This is a genomic window from Rhizorhabdus wittichii (assembly GCF_017607425.1).
In the GTDB taxonomy this organism is placed as follows: domain Bacteria; phylum Pseudomonadota; class Alphaproteobacteria; order Sphingomonadales; family Sphingomonadaceae; genus Rhizorhabdus; species Rhizorhabdus wittichii.
The window spans coordinates 5297321-5318508 of sequence record NZ_CP059319.1; the positions used below are offsets into that span (position 1 = coordinate 5297321).

Annotated in this window: 16 protein-coding genes, 1 tRNA gene and 1 pseudogene; 11 read left to right on the forward strand and 7 right to left on the reverse strand. The window is 64.3% G+C overall.

All coding sequences use genetic code 11. The features are described from left to right. Nucleotides 1-7 precede the first annotated feature (7 nt). Together HRJ34_RS25245 and HRJ34_RS25250 are read right to left on the reverse strand one after the other, a co-directional pair. Entirely contained in the window at nucleotides 8-1477 is a 1470-nt protein-coding gene (locus HRJ34_RS25245; protein ID WP_208632792.1) for an aldehyde dehydrogenase family protein, read from the reverse strand. A gap of 7 nt (nucleotides 1478-1484) precedes the next feature. Next, nucleotides 1485-2846 carry an MFS transporter gene (locus tag HRJ34_RS25250; protein ID WP_208632793.1) on the reverse strand — a complete coding sequence of 454 codons (1362 nt, stop codon included), beginning with the start codon at nucleotides 2844-2846 and terminating at the stop codon, nucleotides 1485-1487. A gap of 118 nt (nucleotides 2847-2964) precedes the next feature. Here HRJ34_RS25250 and HRJ34_RS25255 point away from each other — a divergent pair, with 118 nt between their 5' ends. The 8 genes from HRJ34_RS25255 (at nucleotide 2965) to HRJ34_RS25290 (ending at nucleotide 14740) form a co-directional block, all read left to right on the forward strand. Beyond that, the gene (locus HRJ34_RS25255) at nucleotides 2965-4017 is read left to right on the forward strand and encodes a helix-turn-helix transcriptional regulator (protein WP_208632794.1); all 1053 of its coding nucleotides are present in this window, start codon (nucleotides 2965-2967) and stop codon (nucleotides 4015-4017) included. Nucleotides 4018-4065: 48 nt separating this feature from the next. Continuing rightward, nucleotides 4066-5190, forward strand: coding sequence for a M14 family metallopeptidase (locus HRJ34_RS25260; RefSeq protein WP_226948949.1), 1125 nt, complete (start codon nucleotides 4066-4068; stop codon nucleotides 5188-5190). A 175-nt stretch (nucleotides 5191-5365) separates the two neighbouring features. Continuing rightward, a complete protein-coding gene (locus tag HRJ34_RS25265) occupies nucleotides 5366-7540 on the forward strand; it encodes a TonB-dependent receptor (RefSeq protein ID WP_208632795.1) in 2175 nt (724 codons plus the stop codon). Nucleotides 7541-7617: 77 nt separating this feature from the next. Next, on the forward strand, nucleotides 7618-9201 hold the full coding sequence (locus tag HRJ34_RS25270) for a GMC family oxidoreductase (RefSeq protein WP_208632796.1): 1584 nt from the start codon (nucleotides 7618-7620) through the stop codon (nucleotides 9199-9201). 530 nt (nucleotides 9202-9731) lie between these two features. Continuing rightward, nucleotides 9732-10622: an HAD family hydrolase gene (locus HRJ34_RS25275; RefSeq protein ID WP_208632797.1), complete on the forward strand. Its 891-nt coding sequence runs from the start codon at nucleotides 9732-9734 to the stop codon at nucleotides 10620-10622. Next, complete coding sequence (locus HRJ34_RS25280; RefSeq protein ID WP_208632798.1) at nucleotides 10622-11356, forward strand: hypothetical protein; 735 nt, start codon at nucleotides 10622-10624, stop codon at nucleotides 11354-11356. Before HRJ34_RS25275 ends, HRJ34_RS25280 begins: the two co-directional genes overlap by 1 nt. A gap of 214 nt (nucleotides 11357-11570) precedes the next feature. After that, nucleotides 11571-12362 (forward strand): DNA adenine methylase, encoded by a 792-nt coding sequence (locus HRJ34_RS25285; protein WP_208632799.1) that lies wholly within the window; start codon nucleotides 11571-11573, stop codon nucleotides 12360-12362. 77 nt (nucleotides 12363-12439) lie between these two features. Continuing rightward, nucleotides 12440-14740 (forward strand): DGQHR domain-containing protein, encoded by a 2301-nt coding sequence (locus tag HRJ34_RS25290; RefSeq protein ID WP_208632800.1) that lies wholly within the window; start codon nucleotides 12440-12442, stop codon nucleotides 14738-14740. 99 nt (nucleotides 14741-14839) lie between these two features. Here the strand turns inward: HRJ34_RS25290 and HRJ34_RS25295 are convergent. Beyond that, nucleotides 14840-15558 (reverse strand): annotated as a pseudogene (locus HRJ34_RS25295) (IS701 family transposase); the annotation flags it as partial. A gap of 223 nt (nucleotides 15559-15781) precedes the next feature. Further along, nucleotides 15782-16003 (reverse strand): hypothetical protein, encoded by a 222-nt coding sequence (locus HRJ34_RS25300; protein ID WP_208632801.1) that lies wholly within the window; start codon nucleotides 16001-16003, stop codon nucleotides 15782-15784. A 218-nt stretch (nucleotides 16004-16221) separates the two neighbouring features. Between HRJ34_RS25300 and HRJ34_RS25305 the strand changes: the two genes are divergently transcribed. From HRJ34_RS25305 to HRJ34_RS25315, 3 genes are read left to right on the forward strand one after another with little or no spacing between them, the layout of a single operon-like run. Then, nucleotides 16222-16743 carry a DUF3489 domain-containing protein gene (locus HRJ34_RS25305; protein ID WP_208632802.1) on the forward strand — a complete coding sequence of 174 codons (522 nt, stop codon included), beginning with the start codon at nucleotides 16222-16224 and terminating at the stop codon, nucleotides 16741-16743. 2 nt (nucleotides 16744-16745) lie between these two features. Further along, nucleotides 16746-17183 (forward strand): DUF2924 domain-containing protein, encoded by a 438-nt coding sequence (locus HRJ34_RS25310; protein WP_208632803.1) that lies wholly within the window; start codon nucleotides 16746-16748, stop codon nucleotides 17181-17183. Continuing rightward, nucleotides 17180-18886 carry a recombinase family protein gene (locus HRJ34_RS25315; RefSeq protein ID WP_208632804.1) on the forward strand — a complete coding sequence of 569 codons (1707 nt, stop codon included), beginning with the start codon at nucleotides 17180-17182 and terminating at the stop codon, nucleotides 18884-18886. Before HRJ34_RS25310 ends, HRJ34_RS25315 begins: the two co-directional genes overlap by 4 nt. A gap of 252 nt (nucleotides 18887-19138) precedes the next feature. Here HRJ34_RS25315 and HRJ34_RS25320 read toward each other — a convergent pair. The 3 genes from HRJ34_RS25320 to moaA all read right to left on the reverse strand — a co-directional run bounded on the left by HRJ34_RS25320 (nucleotide 19139) and on the right by moaA (nucleotide 21145). Next, nucleotides 19139-19213: transfer RNA gene (locus HRJ34_RS25320), tRNA-Asn, on the reverse strand. A 121-nt stretch (nucleotides 19214-19334) separates the two neighbouring features. Further along, a complete protein-coding gene (locus HRJ34_RS25325; RefSeq protein WP_011952362.1) occupies nucleotides 19335-20108 on the reverse strand; it encodes an NAD kinase in 774 nt (257 codons plus the stop codon). Then, entirely contained in the window at nucleotides 20105-21145 is a 1041-nt protein-coding gene (gene moaA / locus HRJ34_RS25330) for a GTP 3',8-cyclase MoaA (protein ID WP_208632805.1), read from the reverse strand. The genes HRJ34_RS25325 and moaA overlap by 4 nt, the downstream gene beginning before the upstream one ends. Between the last annotated feature and the right edge of the window lie 43 nt (nucleotides 21146-21188).

The following is a 21188-nucleotide window of genomic DNA, read 5'->3' on the forward strand; positions in this document are numbered from 1 at the left end:
GGAGGTGTTAATAGCGGAACTCCACCGACTGGAGACGGGAATAGCTGTCGAGCGCGGCGAGGCCCCCTTCGATGCCGAAACCCGATTGGCGGGCGGGCTCGGCGGCGTGCGCGAAGCCGGCGCCCTCGCGCGGGTTGGGCGTCGAGCATATCTTCACCGTCCCCGCCGTCACCGATCGCGCCATGCGATGCGCCCGCCCGATATCGCGGGTCCAGATCGTGGCGGCGAGGCCGTAGGCGGTGGCGTTGGCGAGCGCGATCGCCTCGGCCTCGCCGCGAAAGCGCGACACCGCCAGCACCGGGCCGAAGATCTCCTTGCGCGTCAGGGCGATGTCGCAGCCCCGCACGGCGAAGACGGTCGGTTCGAGGAAGCAGCCGGTGGTCGACCGCCGGCCGTCGAGCAGCATCTCGGCGCCGGCCTCGATCCCGTCGACGATGTAGCGCTCGACGGTTGCGCGCTGCTTGTCGCTGGCGAGCGGGCCGTAGGTTGTGGCGGGATCGTCGGGGTCGCCCGCCTTCAACGCGCCGGCATGGGCGAGGACCCGATCGAGCAGCGGCTCGTAGAGGCCGTCCTCGATATAGAGCCGCGTCCGCGCGACGCAGAGCTGGCCCTGGTTGGCATAGGCGCCCGCGACGATATGCGCGGCGATCGCATCGAGGTCCTGACCGGCCATGTCGTCGAACAGCAGCTCCGGCGACTTGCCGCCGCATTCGAGCAGGATTGGCTTGAGCGTCGACTGGCCGATGCCGCGCATGATCGCCCGGCCCGTCGCGGTCGAGCCGGTGAAGCTGATCATGTCGATGTCGCCATGGACGGCGATCACCTCGCCGGTCGCGCCGTCCCCGGGGAGGACCGACAGCGCGCCGGCCGGCAGTCCGGCCTCGGCGCCCAGCCTCGCGAGGATCAGCGCCGATCGCGGCGATATCTCCGACGGCTTGGCGACCACGCTGTTGCCGGCCGCCAGCGCGGGCGCGATCTTCAACGCCAGGTTGATAACCGGATAGTTCCAGGGGACGATCATTCCGATCACGCCGCGCGGCCGGCGCAACTGCAATTCGGTGGCGGCGATGCCGGTCGGCGCGACGATGCCGCGTTGTGCCTTGTCGATCGCCTGGGCGTAGTAGCGGATGAAGCCCGCCGCGACGCCGGCCTCGGCGCGCGCGGCCGAGATCGGCTTGCCGACGTCGATACGGTCGGCCCGCGCGATCGTATCGCCCTCGCGGTCGACGAGGTCGGCGAAACGATGCAGAATCGCCATCCGCTCGCCGGGACCCATGAGGCCCCAGTCGCCGGTGAAGGCGGATCGCGCGGCGGCGACGGCCTGGTCGACGGTCGCCTGTCCGCTGCCCGCATAGCGCGCGGTTTCGCGCCCGGTCGCGGGATCGGTCAGCACGAGCAGCCGATCCGAACGCGGGTCCGTCGGGCGGCCGGCTATGATCGGGCGGAGGTCGGCATCGGGGTAGGCATCAGCGATCATCGAGGGATTATCCGACAGAGGTGGCGAGATGGGGGTGGACCCGGGCGATGCGACGGCGGATCGCCGCGTGGCGGCGCTCGGTGATCGGGTAGCCGCGCAGCAGCAGCGCGCCGGCCGTCGCGCAGAGCAGGGGCAGGACGATGCCGACGAGGATCAGCGGCATCGGCTGTCCGCGCGCCGGATCGAAGCCGAGTAGGCCGAGGAGCGGGAGCGCGATGCCGATGCTCGCGGCGAGCGCCAGCTTCTGCGCGAAATTGTAGAAGGCCATGTAGAGCGCCGACTGGTCGCGACCGCTGAGCAGGATGCCGAGCTCGACCGCGTCGCCCGCCGTCGCCGCCGGCAGCACCCAGATGACGGGGGTCACCAGGCCGAGCAGGGCGAAGGGAAGGAAGGCGATCATCGCCTGTCCGCGCGGCACCAGCAGGAGGAGCAGAAGGATCGAGAAGAAGGCGAGCGTGCCGAGCGCGAGCGCGTGATGCTTGCCGATGCGGTTGGCGAGGCGGGTCACCAGCGGCAGCGCCATCAGCCCGATCAGGAACTGGCCGAGCACGAAGAGCAGGAAGGTGCCGGTGTCGAGCCCCAGCACATGCTCCATGACCAACAGCACGCAGGCGTTCCAGATGTTCGCCGCCAGCCAGAAGGCGAAGATCGCGCCCATCAGCCTGAGGAAGGGGCCGTTGCCCGCGACCAGCCGGATGCCGGCGATCAGGCCGATGGGGGGCGCCGGCTGCGGCGCAGGGCCCGCGGGCGTCAGGCTCACGGCCGCGACGAGCGCGAGCGGCAGCAGGATCGCGGTCGTGCCGACGAATACCGCCAGGATCGTGTCGAGGTCGGGATGACCCCCGCCGAGCAGCAGCGGCAGCCCGGTCGCGAGCAGGGTCCCGACCAGCAGATTGCCCTCTCGAAAGCCGGCGATGCGCGTGCGCTGCCGATAGTCGCGCGAGAGTTCGACGCCCCAGGACAGATAGGGGATCTGCACGGTCGACCAGGCGAGATAGAAGAGGAAGAGCCATAGCCCGAGATAGGCGAGCCCTGCTCCGTGCGGCGGCCGGCACAGATACCATGTCGCGATCACCAGCAGGGGGGCGCCGCCGAGCAGCCAGGGCTTGCGCCCCCATCGTCCACGGCTGGCGTCCGACAGATGGCCGATCAGCGGGTCGATGATGCCGTCGAAGGCGCGCGCCAGCGAGAAGATCAGGCCGACCATCGCCAGCGGAAGGCCGACGCTGGTCGCATAATAGGCCGGCAGGTACAGGATCAGCGGCATCAGCAGCATCGATAGCGGCAGCGCCGGCGCAGAATAGGCGATCAGCGGGCGCAGCCCGATCGGCTCGCTCGTTCGCATGTCCAGGCCGGTTCGCTTCCTCATGCATCGAAAACTGGCATGGGCCCGGCGCACGGTCCTGTGCGCTTCGACAAAAGCCCTATGCGATGTCTCGCGGCGGCTGGATTTCGCTGGACCGGTGATCCGGCTTGGGGGATGCTCGATGCTGGGACAGGTGGATGCTTTGACCGACGAACGATCAGGGATCGAGTCTTCGAGCGGCGGCGGCGGGGTTACCCTGCTCGCCCCCCTGCAATCGGTGATCGACTCGCTTCGCCCTTATTATGGCGCCGCATCCGACGAGGGCTGGGGCGCGTGCGGCGTGCGGATGCGGGCCGAGATGGCCGGCGCGCAGGGCTGGCGCGACTGCTTCCACATCCGCGATGGCTGCCTGATCATGGTGTCGGACGTGCGTCGTGACCTTGCATATACCGAGCAGTATCTGGGCGGCGGCCAAATCAAGTTTCATTTCCGTCTCGACGGCGACAGCATGATCACGAGCGAGCATGGCCGAGAAACCGAGCTCAATCCGCTCTCTTTCGGCTTCCTCGTGCAGCCGATGGCCTCGGCCAAGCGCGAGAGCCCGCGGCCTGTCTCGCACGAGCGGTCGGTGACGCTGATCTGCGATCCCGCATTCCTCGACGGGATCATCGACTCGCCGTCCTCCTCATTGCCCCAGCCGATCCGCTCGCTGCTGCGCCATGGCGATCCCGATTTCCATTGTTCGAGCCTGCCGATGCGATCGGTCCTCCACCGCATCGTCGCCGAGATCCTCGATCCGCCGTTCGGCGGCGCGATGCGGGCGATGTACATGGAGGCGAAGACCCTCGAGCTGTTGTGCCTGGCGCTCGGCGCGCTCGCCGACGACAGCGAGACGAGCGTGCCGTTGCGGCCGCGCGACGTCCGCAAGGTGCAGGACATCTGCGTGCTGCTCGAGGAGAGGTTCGCCGACCCGCCGACGATCCAGGAGCTGGTCCGCCAGTTCGTCTGGAACGAGACCCAGCTCATGCAGTGCTTCCGTCGCGTCACCGGCATGACGATCTTCGACTATCGCCAGAATTACCGGATGGAACGCTCGATGCAGTTGCTCAAGGGATCGCGCATCTCGGTGACCGAGGTGGCGTTCGAGATGGGCTATGAGCATCCGAGCAATTTCGCGACCGCCTTCCGGCGCCATTTCGGCATATCGCCCAAGGCGGCGCGCGGCCTGACCTGATTCACGCCTTCTCGAACGAAGCGCGCGGCTTCGCACAGGACATGGCCGGTGAGCGGTCCTACCCTCGCCGCCATGATCGAGGACAGCTATTTCGCGCCGGACTATGACGGCGCCCGCGAGACCTTCCTGCAGGCTGCCGAGCTTGCCCGGCTGGACGTCGCGACCAGCGTGCATCCGCTGCAGGGCCCGGCCGGCCAGGCACTGGCGACCGACACCCTGCGGATCGGCCCGGCCGATGCCGAGACGCTGTTGGTGCTCACCTCGGGAATGCACGGCCCCGAGCTGATGTGCGGCTCGGGCTGCCAGGTCGCCGCGCTGACCGAGGGATGGTTCGAGCGGCTGCCCGAGGGCGTGGCCGTGCTGATGGTCCACGCGATCAACCCGTGGGGCGCGGCCCATGTCCGGCGCAACAACGAGGACAATGTCGATCTCTGTCGCAACTTCATCGACTTCTCCGATCCGCCGGCGGTCAACAGCCGCTATGAGGAGGTCCACGCCGCCTTTACCTGCCCCGAACGGCGCGGCCCGGCGCGCGACGCCGCGCTCGCCGTGCTGCGGGACTATCGCCGCGTCCATGGCCCGGGCGGCTATGGGACGGCGCTGATGACCGGCCAATATGCGCATCCTGACGGCATATCGTTCGGGGGAAGGGGGCCGACCTGGTCGAACCGGCTGATGACCGGGCTGGTCCAGGAGCATGGGCGGGGCGCGAAGCGCGTTGCCTTGGTCGATTATCATAGCGGGCTGGGGCCGTGGTCGCATGGATCGGCGGTCTGCATGTACGAGGGCGAGCGGCTCGAACGCGCCCATCGCTGGTATGGGCCGTGGATCTGGGCGCCGCGGGTCGACGTGCGCAATGCGCCGGAGGAATGCTATGACGTCACCGGCCATAGCAGCGACGGCTATGACCGGATGCTGCCCGGCGTCGACGTCACCGCGATGGTGCTGGAATATGGCACCCGGCCGTCGACGACGGTGTTCGACATCATGCTCGACGATCATTGGCTGACCTTCTTCGGCGACCGCGAGACGGACGAGGGACGTGCGATCAAGGCGCAACTCCTCGACGCCTTCTATCCCGACGATGCCGAGTGGCGCTGGTCGATCGTCTCGCGCGCGCGTCAGGTCGTGCGGCAGGCGATGGCCGGGTTGCGGGCGGTGCCGGCGCTTTGACGCCCCGCCGGCGTCCGGCGCGGCCGGCCGCGCGTCCAAATCTTGCGAAGTCGAATAGGTCCCACGCGCAACCGGATATGAATGCGAACGCCGCCGCTGATAGCCAATGGATGGCCGGTATCCGGCTCGAACGAGCACAGGGACGAAAAGCCCGAGCGATGAAGGGGGTTGGACGATGACGAGCATCCTGACGATGGGGCATTCGATGCGGCGGGCGCTGTGCTGCGCCTCGCTGATGGCGCTGTGCGCTCCGGCGGCGCATGCGCAGCAGGCCGCGGCCGGCGTCGCGACGGGCGGCGACGGCGACATCATCGTCACGGCGCGCAAGCGCGAGGAGACCCTGCTCGACGTGCCGGTCGCGGTTTCGGCCTTCTCCGGTGCGAAGCTCGAAGCATCCGGCATCGCCAATGTCAGCAACCTGATCGGCGAGGTGCCCAGCCTGTTCACCACGCAGAACCAGACCTTCGGCCCCGCGCCCAACCAGACCTATCTGGTCCTGCGCGGCGTCGGCGCGACCTCCTCGAACGATCCGGCGGTGGGCACCTTCCTCGACGGCGTCTATCAGACCAGCCTGAACTTCGATCAGGGCTTCCTCGATCTCGAACGGGTGGAGATATTGCGCGGCCCGCAGGGTACGCTTTTCGGCCGCAACACCCAGGGTGGTGCGCTGAATATCGTCACCGCGAAGCCGGACGGGAATTTCCGGTTCAAGCTGCAGGGCGAGGCGGCGGAATTCGACAGCTACAAGCTCGGCGGCAGCGCCAGCGGGCCGGTCGTCGAGGACAAGCTGTTCGCTGGCATGGCCGTGCAATATTCGCGGACCGACGGCTATCTGCACAATGTCACGCTCGATCGGAAGCAGGACAATTCGAACAAGCTCGCCGGCCGCTTCACGCTGCGCGCGACGCCCAGCGACGCGCTGGAGGTGATCCTCCGTATCGAAGGGTCGCGCTCGCGCTACGGCTATCTCGGCTTCGGCGTGCCGGATGACGGCAGCAAGCGCTATGTCACTCTCGACGGCGAGAAGCGGACCTCGCGCGACCATGGCTACGGCGGATCGCTGACCGTCAATTACACGTTCGACGGCGCGGTGCTGACCTCGATCACCGGCGCCAGCAAGACCAAGTCGCGCTACTGGTTCGACTTCGATTCCGGGCCGGATCTCGGCAATTTCCAGGATCAGCGAACCAACCAGTCGCTGGTGTCGGAGGAGCTTCGCCTCGCCTCGGACGGCAGCGGGCCGCTCACCTGGCTGGCGGGCCTCTATTATTTCGATGAGACCCACGATCAGGATCGCAATTTCGCGCAGGGCCAATGCTCGGCCTGCGTCTTCCCGCCGATCTTCGATCCGGCCAATCGCGTCCTCGAACAGACCAAGTTGTCGCGCGACGGCTGGGCGGCGTTCGGCCAGGCGAGCTATGATCTCGGCCGGCTCGATCTGACGCTGGGCGCCCGCTATGCGCGGGAGACGTCGAAAGCCCATCAGGCGGGCCTGATCTTCCTGCCCGGCATCGGCGCCAATGACAGCTTCGACGGCACCAACAAGGCGAGCTTCAAGAATTTCTCGCCGATGGCGTCGCTGGCGATGCACTGGACCGACGACGTCATGACCTATGCGACCGTAGCGCGCGGCTACAAGGCGGGCGGCTTCGACAAATATCCGGGCAGTTCGGCGGCGGTCGGCATCCCGTTCGGCAACGAAACCTCGCTCAACTATGAGATCGGCACAAAGGGATCGCTGCTCGATCGCAAGCTGACCTTCAGCCTCGTCGGTTTCCTGATCGACATCCACGACCAGCAGCTCGCCTCGACCGTGATCAGCCCGACCACCGGCGTGCCGGTCGGCGTCACCACCAATGTCGGCAGTTCGCGCAGCAAGGGCGTCGAGTTCGAGCTTCAGCTACGGCCGGTCGCCGGGCTGACGCTGCGCGGCAACACCGCCTATGTCGACGCCAAATTCCGCAAGATCACCAGCCCGGTCGGAACCCACCAGGTCGGCGACCGGCTGCCGTTCGTGCCGAAATGGACCGCCGCCGCCGGGGGCGACTACACGATCGCGCTCAGCGACGCGTTGAAGCTGACGGGAAGCATCGACTATAGCTATGTCGGCAGCCACTATATCGGCAACGGCGCGGCTCCGTTCGACCCGATCCTGCCGATCAAGTCCTATGACAGTGCCGACGCGCGGCTGACGGTGGCCGGGGCCCGCTGGGACCTGACCCTGTTCGTCAACAATGTCTTCGACAGCTTCAACATCACCCGCCGCTTCGCCCCCGCCTTCCAGACCTATACGCGGGCGACGGTGGCGCCGCCCCGCCAGTTCGGCGTCCGCGCCGGTTTCCATTATTAGTCCGTTTCCGTCCGCATCGGCCGGCCTGATCCAAGGTCGGCCGATGCGGTGGCGGACGGGCGTGCGGAGTTGTCTCGATGGCCTGGGATTACATCATCGTCGGCGGCGGGTCCGCGGGCTGCGTTCTGGCCAACCGGCTGTCCGCCGACCCCGGCCGGCGCGTCCTGCTGCTCGAAGCGGGCGGCTGGGACTGGTCGCCGGTGGTGCGCGTGCCCGCCGGCGAGGTGCTGGCGATCATGAGCCCCAGATATAATTGGCGCTACATGGCCGAGCCCGACCCGTCGCGCGGCGGCCGCGCCGACATGTGGCCGGCGGGCAGGGTGCTGGGCGGCGGCAGTTCGATCAACGGCATGATGTATGTCCGCGGCAATGCCGGCGACTATGACCATTGGGCACGGCTTGGCAACGAAGGCTGGGACTATGAATCGGTCCTGCCCTATTTCCGCCGGGCCGAGCGCAACGAGAATGGCGGCGATGCCTTTCGCGGCGGGGAAGGGCCGCTATGGGTGTCGAACAGCCGGGCGCCGCATCCCCTGACCCAGGTCTTCATCGATGCGGGCGTGGAGGTCGGCATCCCCGCCAATCCCGATACCAACGGCGCGGTCCAGGAAGGGATCGGACCGGTCCAGGCGACCCAGCGCAAGGGATGGCGGCACAGCACGGCCCGCGCCTATCTGGCTTCGGCCGCCCGTCGCCGCAACCTGACCGTGCGGACCGGCGCGATCGCCACCCGCCTGCTGTTCGACGGCGATCGGGCGAGCGGCGTCGCCTATGTCCAGGGCGGGCGCGAGCGCCGCGAATATTGCCGGGGCGAGGTCGTCCTCAGCGCGGGCGCGATCGCCAGCCCCAAGCTGCTGATGCTGTCCGGGATCGGCGACGGCGATGCGCTCGACGCGCTCGGCATCGAGTGCCGGGTCGATCGCCCGGCGGTCGGCGGCAACCTCCAGGAACATCCCGGCGTGATCATGACGATGCACGTCAACGTCCCGACCTTCAACGTCGAGAAGACGCCGCTCAGGGCGCTCCACCACGCACTCGCCTTCCTGCTGGCGGGGCACGGGCCCGGCACGTCGTCAATCGGCCATGCGGCGGCATTCGTGCGGATCGCGGAAGACGCTGACTATCCCGACATCCAAATATCCTATTCGCCGATCACCTATGATTTCGGGCCGAATGGGTTGAAGCTCTACGAGAGGCCCGCCATCGGCGCAGCGGTAAATGTCTGCCGGCCGGAAAGCCGGGGCCGCCTGTCGCTGCGCTCGGCGGACCCAATGATCGCGCCGCGGATTGAGCATGCTCTGCTCGGATCGGCGAAAGACATGCGGCTGATGGTTGAGGGCTGCCGCCTGCTCCGGCGCATCTTCGAGGCGCCGGCCTTCGCGGCCTACAGGATCGACGAGCGCAGTCCTGGTCCCGCTGTACAGGACGATGCGGGGTGGGAAGCCTATATTCGGCGTGAGGCTTTCCTGATGTACCATCCAGTCGGCACCTGTCGCATGGGCAGCGACCCTGATGCCGTGGTCGATCCGCAGTTGCGGGTTCGCGGCTTGAAAGGAATCCGTGTCGCGGACGCCTCGATTATGCCCACCCTGCCGAGTGCAAACACCAATGCACCGACGATCATGATCGGGGAGAAGGCCGCGGATATGCTGCTTTCCTGATCAGGAGGAGTCGAGCGGGCTCGATTGACGGGTTGAGCGACCCACTGAACCGGGTGCTGAAAGCTGCCAGTCTGGATCACGCTTGATTTCGGTCATTCAGCTGGCCGCCGAGCCTACTGAAAGCCGCCGTTCGCGACGGCCATGATTTAGCGATCGTTGTTACGGGCGGTGGGCATACTGGGCTCAGGCGGTGAACTCGCGTCCCATTCGATGAAGTCGCGAAACGCAAGCGGAGGGATTTTGCGGCCGGAATAAAGATACCGGGGCGGCAGCAGCGCGTCCAGTCTTAGAACACCTGCCAGCGGGAACGGACATTGCGACGTTTTAGGGTCGTGATGTCGAGGGCGGATGCCTCGAACCCTTACCGGCTGCGGATGCAGCGGCTGATGGTTGCTGCGCGGCACTCGATCGCAGAGATATCCGCCGTTCCCGGTTGAAGACGAGAAATGGTGGGCGGTATATCGGCGTCGCGATGTCCATTGTCGCACGCGCCGCTCTCACCTAAGACCGGGGCGGCAACACAAGTACGGATGACCCGTCTTTCTTGCCGACCAGGAAGAGCAAAATTGGTGCAAAAGCGCGTTCTCATTACCGATGTCGACAACACCCTGCTCGATTGGCAGGATCTTTGGTATCAGACTTTTTCGGCCATGATGGGCGCGGTGCTCGAAATCTCCGGCGTCGATCCCGACACGCTTTATGCCGAAGCCAGCGTGATCCATCAGAAGTATGGCACCAGCGAATATTCGCACCTGCTCGAAGAGCTGCCGTCGCTCCGCGCGCTTTATGGTGAGGATATCCTGACGGTGATGGCGCCGGCGATTGATGCCTTCCGGAAGGCGCGTCGGCGCGTACTGGCCCTCTATCCAACAGTCGCCGACACGCTTGCCGCGTTGAAGGCAAAGGGCGTGCGGATCGCCGCCTTCACCGAGTCCAAGGCGTTCTACACCAACTATCGTTTCCGCAAGCTCGGGCTCGATGGCTTGGTCGATGTGCTGTATTCGCCCGAGGATCACAGCGTTCCGGCCGAGACGGTGTCGACGCGGCATTATGATGCCGACAGCTACGCTTTCAAGCACACCGTCCATCACTACACGCCCGAGGGCGAGGTGAAGCCTAATCCCGAGATCCTGCTCGATATCGTCAAGGATCTCGGCGTCTCGATCGACGACGTCGTCTATGTCGGCGACAATCCGCTGAAGGACGTCTTCATGGCCCAGCAGGCCGGCATCACCGACGTCCACGCGGCTTATGGATCGAGCCAGCACAAGCCCGAATATGAACTGCTGCGCAAAGTCACGCACTGGACGCCCGAGATGGTCGAACGCGAGCGCACCGCGCTCAAGCCTGGCAGCGTCGTGCCGAGCCATGTCCTGACCGAGAATTTTGCCCAGATCCTGCCACTGTTCGAGATGTCCTGATGGCTGCCCCTGATCCAGCGCCGACATTGCCACCCGCACCGGCGATGCCGCCCGCAGTGCCATCGCTCGGGGCGGGGCAGATAGAAATCTGGAAGAAGATCGTCGACGTGCAGCAGCACTTCAACGACCTCGAACTGCGTATCCGCAATTTCGCACTGATCGTCACCGGTGCCTTCCTCGGCCTCGGCGGCTACGCGATAAAGGATGCTGGCGTCGTCAAGCTGTTCGGACTGGAGATCTCGATTGCCGGATTGGTGGTGGTGTCGGCGATCTTCCCGCTCGCTGCCTTCTACTTCATGGACCGGCTCTGGTATCACCGATTACTCGATGGCTCGGTTTATGCCGGCATCGAGGCGGAAACTGCGCTCAAGGATCTCGGTTACAAGGTCGACCTCGGCTCCAAAATCAAAGAGCACAGCCCGTTCAAACTATGGATCACTAAGAAGAAGATGATCCGGTCGGCGACCAAGATGGACCTATTTTACGCGATCCTGGCAGGGTCGCTGTTGCTGGTCGCTGGCTTTCTCGGATTCGGCATCCGGCCACAGGCTGTCGGGGGCAAGACGCCGCCGCCCGTCGTCGCGCCTCCAATCGCTAATTTGCCGGCAGACGTTGCATCACCGGCGTTCCCCCCCAACTCGCTTGCACCCGCGTTGCCACCACCGCAGGCGACAGTTGCGGTCGGGCCGACCAAGGTGGCCGGACCGATCGTCGGAAATTCTCAGGCCAAGTGAAATCGACGGCGCCGCGATGATCAGGGATCGTGGGCGACTTCGGCAATTTTGGTGGGTGTTTTGGCTTCGAAGACGCCTTTTTTGCTAATGGCGGTGTACCCTAATAGAGAAAACAATCGCCGATTTGGTCCTTGTTTTCCAATCGCCTAGTTGCAGCGGTCGCAGTCATCCCGCTATTTGATGGTTTGTGGTCAGATCGAGAGGGTGGGTCGACTTGAAGCCTTTCATAAAATGGGCGGGGGGCAAACGTTGGCTGCTCAACGACCCGAACTTCGGTTTGCCGAGCTTCGCCGGGCGCTACATCGAGCCATTTCTGGGCGGCGGGGCGGTGTTCTTTCACCTTGGGCCGGCGCAGGCGATCCTCTCTGACATCAACGAGCGCCTGATCGCCACCTACCGCTCGATCCGAGATGAATGGCAGCCAGTACAGGCTCTTCTGGCGGAATATGGTCAGAAGCACTCGAAAGACTTCTACTATGACGAGCGGGCGCGCCAGTATGCCGAACCCCATCGTCAAGCAGCGCAGTTTCTATACCTCAACCGCACCTGCTTTAACGGTCTTTACCGCGAAAACCTCAAGGGGCAGTTCAATGTGCCGTTGGGTACGAAGACACAGGTGACGCTAGTCGACGATGACTTTGAGAAGGCGAGCGAATTGCTGGCGCGCGCCGACCTGCGGACGAGTGACTTCGAGCCCATCGTGGACGAGGCCGGCGAAGGCGATCTGCTGTTCATCGATCCGCCCTACACCACCGCGCACAATTGCAATGGCTTCGTCAAATACAACCAGAAGATCTTCACGTGGGATGATCAGAAGCGTCTAATGAATGCGGTCGGGGGGGCGAAGCGGCGCGGAGCGAAGGTCGTGCTGACCAATGCCGACCACGCCAGCATCCATGCGCTCTACGTCGACCTCGGCGCGCCGCAGGTCGTCTCACGTCCGTCGGTCATCGCGGGCTCGGCCCATTCGCGGCGCGGCACCACCGAGGCGCTATTCGTTTTTTAGTTTCAGACGTCGTACAGAATCTGGGGGGAGCTGTGCCGTTTATTGATCCCGCTGAAGCTGTTTCGCTTCGTAGCAAGATGAGCTCGGACAAATCGCAGTTGGGCAAAATCTTTGCTGCGAAATCCACCAAGTTTCACACCCGCAACGTCGACCACAGTCTGGTCGAAGGGCTGCTGGAGGAAGGCTGGGAAGAGTTCGGCACGCCCCTCAAGACCAAGACCCGGCTGCGGAAGGCGAAAAGCCACAAGGTGCAGTTCGAGGACGATATCTGGTGTCAGCTCTACCGGCTTGGCTACCGACAGCTCAATGTCGACGAGACGTTCTGCTTGCCGTTCGGTCCGACCGCGGCGGAGAAGAAGCAGATCGACATCGTCGCGGTCGATGATGACACGGTGTTGTTGGTCGAATGCAAGTCCAGCGAAGCATCGGCGAAGGCACCGTCCTACAAGACCGAGTTTGACGCGTTGCGCCTACGCCTAGACGGCTTTCGCAAATCCATCGATCAGACATTTGGTCCTGGTCGCCGGATCAAATATGTCTTCGCGTCCCGCAACCTGCGCCTGGCGCGCGATTCCGCCGATGTTATTAGGCTGACCGAGGCTGGCGGGTTTTATTACAACGATAACACATTCGAATATGTAGACAGCCTGCTGAAGGCGTACCGTGACGCTGCCCATTATCAGTTCATGGGGCTGCTCATGAAGGGGCTATCGATCAACAAGGACAAGATTGAGGTTCCCGCCATTGAAGGCACGATGGGGGACAAGACCTATTATATGTTCTCGCTCGAACCGCAGACGCTGCTCAAGATTGGGTACGTGCTGCATCGGACCCGGGCGAACGAAGCGGAGATGCCGACTTATCAGCGGTTGCTTTTACCGTCGCGACTGAAGGGCATCACCAAGTTCATCGATGGTGGCGGATATTTCCCCAATTCGGCGATCCTGAATTTCAATGAACGCGAAGCAAAGCTCGAGTTTCAGGGTCAGGCGCGATCCAAGGATTCGGCGTCACGCACCGGCCTGCTGAAGATCCCGAACGCGTTTGCCATCGCCTATATCATCGACGGCCAACACCGCATCTACGGCTACGCAAACTCGAAATTCAAGGCGAGCAACACCATCCCGGTTGTCGCTTTTAAGAACCTCGATTCAGGCGATCAGCTCGAACTCTTCATGCAGATCAACGAGAACCAGAAAGCGGTGAGCCCGACGTTGCGGATCACGCTTGAAGAGGACCTCTACTGGAACGCCAGTCGTCTGGACTCGCGATTGAAGGCGCTGCGGTCGTCAGTGATCCGTGCGTTGGGCGGCGACGCGTCCGGTCCACTCTACAACAAAATATCGCTTGGCGAGGACAAGGCTGCGCTCCAGGCCAAGCCGTTCGCCGACGCGCTGCTCCGGTGTAAACTGCTCCCGGAAGGGAGAGGGAATAAATTCGTCGACGGGACCACGGCAACGTCGCTCTACGAAGCGGCCAACGTCGACCATAATTCGGAGATGATGAAGGCGCGCGATCGCACGGTCGGTCTGATCAACGCTTGTTACGAACTGGCCGAGGATGCCTTTAAGGCGCATCAGGACGCATTTCACACCTATATCCTCTCAAACCGCGGCAGCTTCGCTTTCGTTTCTTTGATCGGTGATCTACATGCGTTCGAGACAGCCCATGGTGTTATCTCCATCAAATCGACCACCGACGAGCGTATAGCGGCGCTCGATAAATATCTGCTCGTGCTGTTCAAGGCATTGCAGACGATTTCGCCGGAGAATGCCGAAGCGTTGACGGGCAAGCTCGGCAGCGGCGCGGAAGCCACGTGGTTGCGAATTTTTCAGGGCTACATTCACGCCAAATTCGCCGATTACAATCCGCCCGAGCTTCAGGATTGGAAGGAGCGGCAGGACAAGGCGCTGCAGACCGAGGGCCGGGAATTGGGCACGCAGATCGAGCGCCACATGAAGCATTTCATCATTGATCAGCTGCAGGCCCTGTTCGGCGAAAACTGGGATATCGAGATAGGGTCTATCCAGCGCGACTGCGAAACGCGTGCGAAGGAGCAAATGGAGAAAAACTATAAGGAGGGACTGGGGCGCCAAGAAATACCCTGGACCGATCAGTTCTTTATCAAGGATTATAAGGCGATTATCGAGAAGTATTGGGCAAAAAGGCCTGAAGGAAAATCGAATGCCCAGTCGTTCGAGCAGCATTTTTCAGTCGATGTCGGGCACGGGTTCGGCAGCAAAGCCGACAAGATAAAGTGGATCTCGCTCTTCAATACACTGCGCAACAACTGGGCGCATGAGGGGACGAAAGAAAAGGGCCTGAACAAGAGTGATGTCGATTTCCTGTCGAAAGTCCACAGCAAGCTTGGTTTGTAACGCGTGCGACGCCACACTCGTTTCCAGCGAAAGGCGTCGGCGCTCGCAACCAGCGAGATGCAAATTCCGAAATCGAGCTAGCACTACTTTGGAAGATTTTTACGATAGATGATTTTGCGGCAATGGGGACATTGCGTTGTCGGGGGCTGAGCGAGTGCGTTGAGGATTGCTAGCCGCACGGCTGGCAGGCTCGGTTGAGGCGGAGGTCCGTGGATTCTTTTCCCCCCTTCGGCCTGTTTGAGCCGCCGGGCTTGTAGGAAGGCGAGCGCGATCATGCACATGAGGCCGTGTCGGTGAAGCCCCTGCCATGATCGCCCCTCGAAGTGATCCAGGCCGAGTTCTTCCTTGAGTTGCTGATGCGCCTGCTCGCAGACCCAGCGCGCCTTGATGGCTCTGGCGAGGGCCTTGACCGGTGTATCGGCGGGCAGGTTGGACAGATAATATTTGCGTTCGCCGGTCGAACGATGCTCGCCGACAAGCCACGCCTCTTCGCCCGGCAGATGCTGCGCGCCCATATCGTGGATGCGCTGGGGCGGTCCATCGGCAACCCTGACGCGAACGGCAGCGAACCTTGCCGCGAGCATGTCTTTGGTTCCTTTGCGCCAACTGACCTTCTGCCACCTGGCGCCCTCCAGCATGGCCTTTGCCGTCACGGATTTCGTGTTGGGGATGTGGCGCTGGCGGAGACGGCCACGACCAGCGACAGGGAATATCATGGCGACATCGACCGGATAGACCTTTTGCTTGTAGGGGATGCCCACCGCCCAAAGGAGACCTCGCTCCGAGAGGCCCTGCCGGAACGGCGCGGACAGCCCGTATACGCCATAGCGAGGATAAAGTCCCTGTTTGGTCACCAGAGCCGCGCCAGACGGACCTCATGACATCCGATGATTTGCAACGAAGATAGCGAAAGTTGTGGAACATGCGCCGGGCTGGGTGCGACAGGATCTGCGTCGAAAGATTCGGCAGTCCGCGCCAGAGCTGAGGATACACTGGCCGCGATGATTGCTGCCGCCCTCAGACCACGAGCAGATTGAAAGCTCACGCGTCGGGTGGTTGCTCGCGCAGGATGGCGGCGGCGGCTTCCGCCAGCAGGCCGATATCCCGCGCGATGAGCTCGATCCGATCCGCTCGGGCGATCTGCTCGCGAGGTTGGCGTCCCTTACCCTGACCGTCGGCCGCGTCGCCCGCGGCGTCCTCAAGCTTGCAGGTCATCAGCACAAAGAGCCTCGCGACCAGATCTGCCCGTTCTTCTTCGTCCATAGCCACCTCCGGCCGACACCAAGGCGCGAAGACGCCGCACAGTCCATACCCAGCTTTTTCGGTGCACTTTCCGCTCGACTTCGGTGCGGGGTGGAGCATTGGTGTGCGTGTGAATCGCACCGGCTGAAGTCGCCGGCGCACGCTCCGACCAGGCGACTGGCGGGGCTCTGGGTGGTGGGACCGGCACTAGGGCCGGCCCGGATCAAGGAACCACTCAGATGACCAAGCTCACCGATATGCAGCTCATCCTGCTCAGCACCGCCTGCCAGCGCGATGATGGCAGCCTGCTGCCTCCGCCCGATAGCCTCGGCGCCCAAGCCGCCCGCATCCGCAAGGCTGTCGAGGCGCTCATCAAGAAGGGCCTTGCCGCCGAACAGGAAGGCATGGCCGCCCCGCAGGCCTGGCGGACCGATGGCGATCTCGTCATCGGCGTCATCGTCACCGATGCCGGCCGCGCTATCATCGACCCGCCCGTTGCTGAAGAAACGCCCGCGGGTAAAGCCAAGGAGGTTCCGGCGGTCTCGCCTCCTTCGGCAAGCCGCGCGGGTACCAAGCAGGCCCAGGTGATCGACCTGCTCAAGCGCAAGGGCGGAGCGACGCTCAATGAGATCGTCGAGGCGACCGGCTGGCTGCCGCACACCTCGCGCGCCGCCCTGACCGGGCTGCGCAAGAAGGGCCATGCCATCAACAGCGCGAAGGTGGAGGGTATCACCCGCTACCAGATCGCCACGGCTGCCTGATCATGGCGCGGCATGACGACAAACTGGCTGCGCTGGCGACGATGTCGCCGGCGCAGCTGCGCGGCGAATGGCTCCAGCTGTTCGGCGCCGCCGCGCCGCCAGTCGGCCATAAGCTACTAGCGCTCGCTATCGCCCATCGGGTGCAGGAGAAGGCCAAGGGCAGCCTCTCCGCCAAGCTGACCCGTGAGATCGAGACGATGGTGCGGCAGCTCGGCAAGGGTGAGGAGATCAAGGCCTCCGTATCGGTCACGCTTCGCCCCGGCACCCAGCTCGTCCGCGAATGGCGTGGCGCCACCCACCGCGTGATGATCCTGGACGATGCCTATCTCTATCGCGACGAGCGCTACGGTTCGTTGAGCGAGATCGCCCGCAAGATCACCGGCGCCCATTGGTCAGGCCCACGCTTCTTCGGCCTGACCAAGAATGGAGCAGCGGCATGAGCCGGGGCAGGGCGCCCGAGCCGCAGCGGCGGGAGAAGATCCGCTGCGCCATCTACACGCGCAAGTCGACCGAGGAAGGCCTCGACCAGGAGTTCAACAGCCTCGATGCCCAGCGCGAGGCCTGTGCCGCCTATATCATGAGCCAGCGCCACGAGGGCTGGACGCTGGTTCCAGACTATTATGACGATGGTGGCTTCACCGGCGGCAATATGGACCGACCCGGCCTCAAGCAGCTGCTCGCCGATGTCGAGGCCGGCAAGGTCGACGTCATCGTCGTCTACAAGGTCGACCGTCTGACCCGCGCCTTGTCGGACTTCGCTAAGATCGTCGATGTGCTCGATGCGGCAGGGGCGAGCTTCGTCAGCATCACCCAGTCGTTCAACACCACGACCAGCATGGGACGGCTCACCCTCAACGTGCTGCTGAGCTTTGCCCAGTTCGAGCGTGAGGTGATCTCCGAACGGGTCCGCGACAAGGTCGCGGCCTCGAAGCGCAAGGGCATGTGGATGGGCGGTAACTGTCCGCTTGGCTATGACATCCAAGACCGCAAGCTCGTCGTCAACGAAGCCGAGGCGGAAACCGTCCGCTATATGATGCGCCGCTATCTGGAGCTGGGTAGCGTCTATGATCTCGCTGCCGAGCTAAGGGCGAAGGGCGTCACCTCTAAGGTCCATCGCAGCGAAGAAGGAAAGATCTGGGGTGGCAAGCCCATCGTACCGGGGGCTCTTTATCATATCCTCGGCAACGAGCTGTATCGGGGCGTCGTTGTCCATAAGGGTGAAGCCCATCCCGGTGAGCATGAGGCCATCATAGACGATAAGCTCTGGACTGCTGTCCAGGACAAGCTGGCGTCCAACCGCATCGAGCGACGTCACCAAGCCAACGCCAACGAGGTCAGCTTGCTGGCCGGGATGATTCGCGATGGCGAAGGGCGCCGGATGACCCCGAGCCATGCGAGCCGCGGCGATGTTCGTTATCGCTATTACAACTCGGTCAATGAAGGGGAGGGACCGCATCCCAGGCCGATCCGCATCGCCGCTCGCGATATCGAGAAGGCCATCGTCGAGAGCCTCGAGCGGCTCATCGGAGACCGAGCGCAGCTGACGCTGCTCTATCCGCAGCATGGCAGCGAGGGATATGAGACCGCCAACCTGCTGCGCTCCGCAGCGCTGCTGCATCGGAACATCCCGACTATAGCGCCATCGGACCAGCGGGCGCTGCTGTTGGAGCTGTCGCTGCAGGTCATCGTTCATGCCGATCGTATCGAGGCGAAGGTCGGCTACGCTGCATTGGGTGAGCGGCTTGGAGTCGAGCAGTTCGATGCGGATCGGGAGGTCGTCGAGCTGAGCATCCCGACCCTGATGGTGCGGCGCGGCACCGATGTGAAGCTGACCATCCAGTTCGATGCGCAGGCATCGTCATCGCGGCGCGATCCGAAGCTGGTCGAGCTGATCGTCAAGGCGCATCAAGCGAGGCGCATGCTTGGGCTTGATGGCAAGCCGCCATCCCTTCCGGAAAATCTCGGCTACAGGGAACGCAGCCACATCGCCCGACTGGCTCGGCTGAGCTTTCTGGCACCTGACATCGTCAGGGCCGTCATGGAAGGAACCCAGCCTGCATCGCTGCAGTCGAAGCGGTTGTACCGCATGTCGGATCTGCCGATGAATTGGGACAGTCAGAAAACGATGCTGGGCTTCTCCTGAACCCTCGTCACATCCGAGAAAAGAGGGGCGGCGCTTCGGCGCCGCCTTTCGTTCCTAAGCCCTGTTCTCGAAATATCTAACGGCCCCAAAATCGGGGCTCGGAGACTTGGGCCTCCTTTGGCGCATATCGATTGGCCAAATGCGTCTCCGCGCCGACGCGCGCGCAATCGCTCGGTGCAAACCCACGGAAAATAGGGGGAATTTTCGCTTTTCGGCGACGATCTCGGATTGGCCGTCATAGCGTGAGAAAAATGGCTCCCCGGGCCTGATTCGAACAGGCGGCCGTCCGATTAACAGTCGGATGCTCTACCGCTGAGCTACCGGGGATCATTTCCGCTTCAAGCGAGGCGCGCCTATAGCAGCGGCTTCTCGAACCTTGCAAGCCCCTTAGACGCGGTTCGGTGAAACTTCTCGCCGGCGTGGCGCGGAGCGGCGGAAATGCCGAGGGTCAGACCGCGAACTGCTCCATGGTGATGCGGTCGTCCAGGGCGTGTTCGGGGTCGAACAACAGGGTCAGCGGGCTGGTCTTGTCGATGCCGACGCGGATCAGCGAGACGTCGCGCACCTCGCGCTGGTCGGCGACGGCGCTGACCGGGCGCTTGATCGCGTCGAGCACCCGGAAGGAGATCGCGTTCTTGTTCGGCAGGATCGCCCCGCGCCAGCGGCGCGGGCGGAACGGGCTGATCGGGGTCAGCGCCAGCAGCGACGATTCGAGCGGCAGGATCGGTCCCTGCGCCGACAGGTTGTAGGCGGTCGATCCCGCCGGGGTCGACACCAGCACCCCGTCGCAGACCAGCTCGGGCAGGACGACGCGGCCGTCGACCAGCACCTCGATCTTCGCCGTCTCGCGCGTCTCGCGCAGCAGCGACACCTCGTTGATCGCCGGCACCGAATGGCGCTGCCCCTCGACCGTCTCGACGTCCATGCGCAGCGGCAGCACGGTGATCGCCCGCGCCTGCTGCAGCCGCAGCTCGAGCAGGTCGGGCTTCCAGTCGTTCATCAGGAAGCCGACCGTGCCCAGGTTCATCCCGAACACCGGCAGGATGCGGTGCCGGTCGAGCATCGCGTGCAGGGTGCGCAGCATGAAGCCGTCGCCGCCCAGCGCGACGACCAGGTCGGCGCGCTCGATCGGGTGCCATTCGTAGATGGCGCGCAGCTCGGTGGCGGCTTCCTGGGCGGCCGTCGTGGGGGACGCGACGAGCGCCATCCGTTGTTCGGTCATCCGCCGGTGACGCTCATATGCCGGGAAACGGCGGGGGCCGCGCCGGGCGTGTCGATCCGGAAGGCGTGGCGTTCGGGCTTCAGCCGCATCGCCCGGTCGAGCAGCCGGTCGAGCCCCTCCATGTCGCCCGCGCGTAGCGCCTGGCGCAGGTCGAGCCGGTCCTCATGGCCCAGGCACATATAGATCTGGCCGGTCGCGGTGACGCGGACGCGATTGCAGCCGTCGCAGAAATTGTTGGTCAGCGGCGTGATCAGGCCGAGCCGCGCGTCGAGCTCCTCGACCCGGAAATAGCGCGCCGGGCCGCCCGTCCGATAGTCCAGCGGGCTGAGCGTATAATGCTCCTCGATCCGCCGCCGCACGCCGTCGAGCGGCAGGTAGCGGTCGGTGCGGTCGTCCTCGATCTCGCCCAGCGGCATCGTCTCGATCAGGGTGAGGTCGTGGCCCTCCGCCGCGCACCAGCGCAGCATCGGTTCGATCTCCTGCTCGTTGAGGTCGCGCAGCGCGACCATGTTGACCTTCACCGCGATCCCGGCCGCGCGCGCCGCGGCGATGCCGTCGAGCACCACGGCCAGGTCGCCGCCCCGGGTGATGAAGCCGAAGCGCTCGGCATCGAGGCTGTCGAGGCTGACGTTGACGCGGCGCACCCCGGCCTCGGCCAGCGCGGGGGCATGGCGGCGGAGCTGGCTGGCGTTGGTCGTGACGGTCAGCTCGTCGAGACCCCCCCCGTCATCCTTGGCGCCGATCCGCCGCCCGATCAGCCGGACGAGCTCGTCGATGCCGCGCCGCACCAGCGGCTCGCCGCCGGTCAGCCGGATCTTGCGGATGCCGCGGGCGATGAAGGCGTCGGCGAGCGCCGCCAGCTCCTCGATCGTCAATATCTCCCGCTTGGGCAGGAACTGCATCTTCTCCGCCATGCAGTAGCGGCAGCGGAAGTCGCAGCGATCGGTGACCGACAGGCGCAGATAGGTGATCCGCCGGCCGAATGCATCGGCCAGGCCCGTTCCGCCCCTGTCCCCCGGCTTTTCCATAGCAGCCATGGCCTTATCCTAGCAGGCTGATCCCGCCAAGCCTAGGAAGCTG